We start from the raw sequence: 6,216 nt of genomic DNA, 5'->3' as shown, positions 1-6,216 counted from the left end.
AGTCCTCGGCGTTGGTGCACACCTCGGCTTGGATGGCCTTCTGGCCTTCGATCAGTAAAGCAGCAGCGGCCGGGCCATGAGCCGGCAGGTAGATGCCCGTCTTGGGCACCTTCTGGCCAGTGCGCACCTGGACCGCCTCGTTGATCCGATACACCGGCCAACTGGCCGGCGGGTTCAGCGGGCCGCGGGACGGTTCGTGGTACGCGAAACTCAAATCCCCAAAATCCCAACTCCCTTGCTCCGTAATGGAAATGTTGAAAGCCATTTTCCAGGAGGCACGTAGGGCCGCTATGTAGCGATCCTGATACGGCTGCGCCATCCAGTAGATGTCATAGTCGCGGTTGATGGAAGCAAAGGTGGTTTCCACATTGCCCGCACAACCCAGCCCCCACAGGTCGCCATGCGATAGGTTGATGTAGGCCCCGTTGAGCGTCTTGAGCGCCCACTGCATGTTTGGAATCACCCGCTCGCCCCACACCGCATCGGGCTGCTGGTGCAACGGTCGGCTGCGGTAGTCCGGCGGGAGGTGCCGCATGAACTCGGCCAGCGCGTCTTCGGCGGCCTTGACACACTGGGCGAAGTGGTCGCGCATTTGGCCGAAGTAGTCGAGTGAGCTGTAGCGCTCCAGCAGATAGATCTCTTGTGGAATCAACGGGATGGTCATCACCGAGCCTCATACCAGTTGTGTTGCAAGATGGGCACGCCCACCAGATCGACCTGGATGTCGCCCTCGTCATAGCCCCAGCCGGTGAACTGGCGCGGGCCCAGGTGCTCGCGCTTCAGATCGGCCGGGTTCACCACGATCTGCTCGGCCCCGCCGTCGAGCCAGAACATATCACCTTGATCGTTGGCCAATACCGGGCGGCCTTGCTCGTCGTTCAGATGTTGGGATGCCGTGGTCCCCCGCCACACCCGCAAGCCCTCGCCGGGCGGCACGGTGTAGGTCACAAACTCGCCATTGTGGTTCCAGTGGCGCCACACGGCGAAGCGCTGGCGCCACTCGGGCTTGCTGAGCAGCTTGTCGAATTCTTCGCGGGTCATCCAGCACAGGCTGTTGTCGTTGCTCTTGGGGTCCAGCACCCGGTACAGCACCGTGCCCGGAGGCAGCACATCGGGGCGCACGGTGTGGAAGGTTTTGAGCGCATTGGTCAAGGGCGGAGGCGCGTTCTCGCTGATATCGAAATGCCCCGGCGGCACTTGCGGTGCCTTTTTCAACGCTTTATGTTTGGCTGCCTTCCCCACCGTCACCCACTTTGGCCGGCTCTTGCGCAACGCCTCGATCTCGGCATCCAGGCTGAAGCGGTGGAAGTGGTGCGGATTGACGGCGTTGGTCTGCGCCCGGTAGTTCAGGCGATGCTCAACATCCAACCTTTGCGCCAGGCGGTTGAGCCAGTTCTGTACCGGCTGGACCGCCTGGGCCAGGGCGCGGTCGGCCTGGCGGCGCACTCCATCGAGCATCTGCAGGGTCTGCTGGGCGCGGCGAGCCAGATCTGTGCCACCCCATCGCTTGACCATCCCCAACAATTGGCGCGCGGGGCCCAACGCGCTGTCCATGGCGGCCGTCAGTCGGCTCACCTGCAGTTGGGCTGCGACGTTGCGCGTTTGCTCGGCCAGGTAGCGGTAAGGCTGATCGATGCGCAGGACAGAGAGTGCCCGGCGCACCTCAGGGCGGGCGAGGTGGTCGTTGAGCTTGGCAATGCCATGTTCGACGTAGGGCCGCGTGGCTTGCCACATGTCGCTGTCCAGCGCCTGGCGGCCGGCGTTGAAGACCGCCTTGCGCCCATACGCAAACAGGATCTTCAGGCATCCCTTGGCCAGGCTGCCCAGGGTCGGGAACAGGCCGATCAGGGTGAGCACCAAGGCCACCCAGGCCCATTTGTTGGTGCTGTCCTCGTTGATCTTCTTGCAGTTGGCGATGAGGTCACGCACGTCGCAGACCTGATCCACCAGAGGGATCATCGATATCACTGTCCCAGTGACCACCTGGGCCGTGGTCTGGTCCTCGGCAAAATCGCCTTGCAGCACCACCCAGATCCATTCGGCGGCGGCCCCGAGGTCTTGCCGGGCGCTTTGCAGCCACCGTCCCGGCGCGGACCGGAACCATCCCAGCGCGTTTTCCAGATCCTCCCAGGTGGCGCTCATGGCCGGCCTCCGAGCTTGGCCTGTGCCGCTGCCACCACGTCGCTCAGCGCGGGCCATGGCTTCTCGGGTTGCGGCTGGCGAGGCTCGTACTCCACGTGCAGCGCCTGCGCAGGCACGTTCTCGTGCCGTGCGTGGCCTTGTGCATCGAGCTGGCCGCTGACGACGACATGGCCCTCGAAGAAGATCTTGTAGCCCTGCCCCGCCATGGGTTCACCGTCCGGCCCCGAGTGGCGAATGGCGATCCAATTGGGGGGGCGATCGAGCACCCCCTCAGGCAAATGCGGCAGCTCTGCCGGCGCACTGCTGCCCCCACCCCACTCATGGGTGGTGGCCTCGACGGTAAAGCTGCCCGGCGTGATGAAGTCGATGTGGGCGCCGTCCAGCACCACCGCGCTGTCGCCGCCCACCAGTTCGATGCGCTGCTGGGCCTGCACGACGATCTCGTCGTTGACGCTCAGGATCTGCACGTCCTGGTCGGCCAGGATCTCCAGCCGGTCGGTGTGCGCGCGCACGCTCACCGGGCCGTGGGCGGCCTTGAGCTGGATGCCGCCTTCGTGCGTGTACCAGCTCGCGGTGCCGCCGGCCACGAGGCTGGCGGTGTGGGCCGCCGCCTCGTGCCAATCGCCTTGCGCGACCCAGGCCTGGTCCTCGGCGGCATAGTGGACGATGGACGCCTCGCTCAGCTGGGCCAGCGTGCAGGGGGTATCGAAGGTGATGGTCGGCGCCGCCGGCCGCTCCACCGGGTCCCCCGGCTGGCGCTGGGCGTCGAGCTTGTGCGCGTCCTGGCCATGCACGGGCCCGGCGTAGGCCCCGTCCTCGGCAGGGTCCAGATGCCGCAGCAGCTCGCGCGTGGCCTCGGCGTGGGGGGTGAGCCCCAGCGCGCGGGCATGAACGGCCGCCTGGCCGAGCCGCTCGGCCAGGTCCTGCGCGGCGTGCAGCTGCGCCACCGCCTCGGCCTGGTCCATCTGGGTGGACTCGGCGCTGCCGTAGGTGCCCGCGCGCAGGCTGGTCGTCACGAGCATGCCCTGCCCCGCGCGCAGCGTGGCCCAGCCTTGCGTGCCGGCCTCGAAGCCGGCCCCTCGCACCGCACCACGGTGCGCGCTGCCCGGCACCTGCCGGATCAGATGGCCCAGACCCCCCTCGGCCAGGTGAACGGTCAGTCTTGCTGGTTCGTGTCCCACTGCCAGATGGTCAGGCCGTAGTCCGTGCTGAATTCGGGCATCACCTCACCCTGCTTGAAGTGGCGCCGGCTGTCCGCTTTCGCAGGCGTGAACCACCACCCCTCGCGCGGGCAGGGCTTGTTCGCTTCACAGCGCAGGCGAAGCGGAGATTGCGGGTTCGGCTGTTCGCCGCCACGCACGTCCGGCTTGTGCACGAAGTACCAGGTGGTGTCTACGGCCTTCGTCTTCGGGGAGTAGGAGGCGAATTCTGGCAGTCCGTGCTCCGGCTCTGCTTCACTGATGACATGCTTTTCGAGGCCGAGGATCTGATACGCGGGTGGCATGGGTCGGCCTTCAACGCAGAAGGCCAAGCTGAAATCGCCTGCCCCTTCGTCGGCCCATTGGGCGGGCACCCAGACGCCGGACCGCGGGCAACGGTCACCAGGTTTGGCTTGGACGCTACGGTCGATGGGATGGGTAGGAAATGCCGCCGGGATCGCGGCGAGTTGGTATTCGGTCAGGTGTTGAATTGCCGTTGATTTATCGCCAACCACGTTGCTGTTATCCAGCAGCCTGCGATCCTGCTCGTTCAGCGATTCGCGATTCAGCCAGTTCAAGCCTTTCCACTTGTTGTTCCTCAGTACGGCAGCTCCCGTGCCACAGGCGTAGCTCATGCGTTCGAACTCTTTTTCCCATTCGTCTCGCGTCTCATAGCCAAAGGCGTTCTCGATCAAGCCTCGGTAGTCGGAAGACGCCGACGACAGGAAGTCGAGCATGGGCATGTAGTCGCCTGCCGTTCTCACGAACTCGATGCCCCGCCGGATATTCTCGGCGTGGGTCAGGTAGCGCGACACCCAATAGTCGACACGTCCCATGCCGTGCGCTTGGTGGCCGGTGACCAGCTTGTTGAAGAAGTGCGCGAACTCCTCGCAAAGCCGCGCGCACAACTCGTAGTACGGAATGGAAGTCGTTTCGTACAGGAACCACGCGTCCCGGTCGAGGTTGCGCGGCACGTCGTAGGGCAGAAGGATTTGCTCGCTCATCAAGCGCTGTCCCGTGCAGTGAAGATCGGCATGTGGGGACGAACCAGGAGCTCCGCGCCATCCCGATGCGCACAAGACGCGGCGAAGTGTCACGTGTCCTGCCGCTCGTCCCACTGCCAGATGGTCAGGCCGTAGTCGCTCCTGAAATCAGGCATCAGCTCGCCTTGCTGAAAGCGGCGGCGGCCGCCTTGTTTGGCGGGGGTAAACCACCAGCCTTCGCGTGGGCAGGGTTGGTTGGCTTCGCAGCGCAGCCGGAGCGAGGTTTCAGGCGTCCGCTGTACGCCGGCGTTCATGTCCGCCTTCTCCAAGAAGTACCAAGTCGTGTCCACGGCCACGGTCTTCAGCGTCCCCGCAACCTCCGTGAAGTCCGGCGCTTCGTGCTCAATTCCGAGCTTGCGGTCGTAGTCTTCCCAGATGTCTTCGACCTCGCGGCCCGTGATTCTGTAGGCGGGCTGCATCGCACGTCCTTCGATGCAGAACGCCAAGCTGAAATCGCCTGCCCCTTCGTCGGCCCATTGGGCGGGCACCCAGACGCCGGACCGCGGGCAACGATCACCAGGTTTGGCTTGGACGCTACGGTCTATGGGATGGGTAGGAAATGCCGCCGGGATCGCGGCCAGTTGGTATTCGGTCAGGTGTTGGATTGCCGTTGATCTATCGCCAACCACGTGGCCGTTATCCAGCAGCCTCCGATCCTGCTCGCTCAGCGATTCGCGATTCAGCCAGTTCAAGCCCTTCCATTGGTTGTTGCGCAACACGTCCGCGCCTGTTCCACATGCATAGTTCAGTCGACCGAACCGCTCCTGCCACTCGTCTCGCGTTTCATAGCCGAATGCGTTCTCGATCAACCCCCGATAGTCCGACGACGCTGCTCCAAGGAAGTCGAGCATGGGCATGTAGTCGCCTGCCGTTCTCACGAACTCGATGCCCCGCCGGATGTTCTCGGCGTGCGTCAGGTAGCGCGAAACCCAATAGTCGACACGCCCCAGGCCGTGGGCTTGGTGGCCGCTGATCAGCTTGTTGAAGAAGTGCGCGAATTCCTCGCAAAGCCGCGCGCACAACTCGTAGTACGGAATGGAGGTCGTTTCGTACAGAAACCATGCGTCCCGGTCAAGGTTGCGCGGTACGTTGTACGGGAGAAGGATCGGCTCGCTCATTGAATGTCGTCCGGCAGTGCAAGGATGATCTTCTTGGCCTCGTCGGCTGTCCAGTCCGAGAATCCCCAGTTGGTTTCGAATGGGCCTCTCTCATGGGGATCGGTCGGCTTGTCCCGGATCGGTGCTGCCACCGGGCGACCCGTCACATCGGTCCACTCGACCCGGGTGTCCGATCCGCCGCGTCCCGGCAGGTCGCTACCCGTTTGCGGATCGACGCGCGGCCGCGTCGCCGCAAACTTGTCCGGGCTGGGATAGAAGACGATCTGTTCCGCTCCGCCTGCCATGTGGTAGGGCGTGCCATCCAACTTCTGCGACGCCGCTGGCCCGCGCCAGACGTGAACAGTTTCTCCCGCAGGGATTTCGTACACCACGTACTGCCCGTTCTGGTTCCATTCCGGTTTTACCGCCAACTTCTCCCGCCACTCGGCTCGACTCTTGAGGCTGCGGAATGTCTTTTCGTCCACCCAAAAGGTCCCGCCGGCGGCTCCATGTCGTTTCGTGTGGAAAGCAACACCGTCACTGGGGCATCGCCGGCGCGAACGGACTGGCCGGTAGGTGCTTGAGCTTGGACATGCGTAGGTAGGCGATGGCGATGAAGTTCTGGCTCGTCCTGAAGCCGCGCGCGGCGCGCTTGGCCTGCTGCAGCAGCCCGTTCATCGCCTCGACGAAGGCGTTGCTGCGGTGATCGACCATGCCGCGCACCACCGCGTCGAA

Annotated in this window: 7 protein-coding genes; all 7 read right to left on the bottom strand. The window is 64.3% G+C overall.

Annotated elements, in window-relative coordinates:
• Positions 1 to 664: hypothetical protein (locus F615_RS18730; protein WP_019561866.1), on the bottom strand; the 664-nt coding region annotated here is incomplete at its 3' end.
• Positions 664 to 2,142 carry a hypothetical protein gene (locus F615_RS0114315; RefSeq protein ID WP_019561865.1) on the bottom strand — a complete coding sequence of 493 codons (1,479 nt, stop codon included), beginning with the start codon at positions 2,140 to 2,142 and terminating at the stop codon, positions 664 to 666. The genes F615_RS18730 and F615_RS0114315, both read right to left, overlap by 1 nt.
• The gene (locus F615_RS18725; RefSeq protein ID WP_083932485.1) at positions 2,139 to 3,323 is read right to left on the bottom strand and encodes a DUF2345 domain-containing protein; all 1,185 of its coding nucleotides are present in this window, start codon (positions 3,321 to 3,323) and stop codon (positions 2,139 to 2,141) included. Before F615_RS18725 ends, F615_RS0114315 begins: the two co-directional genes overlap by 4 nt.
• Positions 3,299 to 4,345, bottom strand: coding sequence for a hypothetical protein (locus F615_RS0114305; protein WP_019561863.1), 1,047 nt, complete (start codon positions 4,343 to 4,345; stop codon positions 3,299 to 3,301). Before F615_RS0114305 ends, F615_RS18725 begins: the two co-directional genes overlap by 25 nt.
• Before the next feature lie 89 nt (positions 4,346 to 4,434).
• Complete coding sequence (locus F615_RS0114300; RefSeq protein ID WP_019561862.1) at positions 4,435 to 5,502, bottom strand: hypothetical protein; 1,068 nt, start codon at positions 5,500 to 5,502, stop codon at positions 4,435 to 4,437.
• Positions 5,499 to 5,966, bottom strand: coding sequence for a hypothetical protein (locus tag F615_RS19520; RefSeq protein ID WP_019561861.1), 468 nt, complete (start codon positions 5,964 to 5,966; stop codon positions 5,499 to 5,501). The genes F615_RS0114300 and F615_RS19520 overlap by 4 nt, the downstream gene beginning before the upstream one ends.
• A gap of 52 nt (positions 5,967 to 6,018) precedes the next feature.
• On the bottom strand, positions 6,019 to 6,216 hold a 198-nt coding region (locus tag F615_RS18715), incomplete at its 5' end, for a transposase (RefSeq protein WP_019560627.1).

The organism is Caldimonas manganoxidans ATCC BAA-369 (assembly GCF_000381125.1).
GTDB classification, from domain to species: Bacteria; Pseudomonadota; Gammaproteobacteria; order Burkholderiales; family Burkholderiaceae_C; genus Caldimonas; species Caldimonas manganoxidans.
Note: the sequence above shows the minus strand (reverse complement) of the source record. Positions and strands in the feature narration are given on the sequence as shown.

Bases quoted from the DNA above. Each gene is read 5' to 3' on its own strand.
- F615_RS0114305 (WP_019561863.1), bottom strand. From the start codon at position 4,345: ATGAGCGAGCAAATCCTTCTGCCCTACGACGTGCCGCGCAACCTCGAC.
- F615_RS0114315 (WP_019561865.1), bottom strand. From the start codon at position 2,142: ATGAGCGCCACCTGGGAGGATCTGGAAAACGCGCTGGGATGGTTCCGG.
- F615_RS0114300 (WP_019561862.1), bottom strand. From the start codon at position 5,502: ATGAGCGAGCCGATCCTTCTCCCGTACAACGTACCGCGCAACCTTGAC.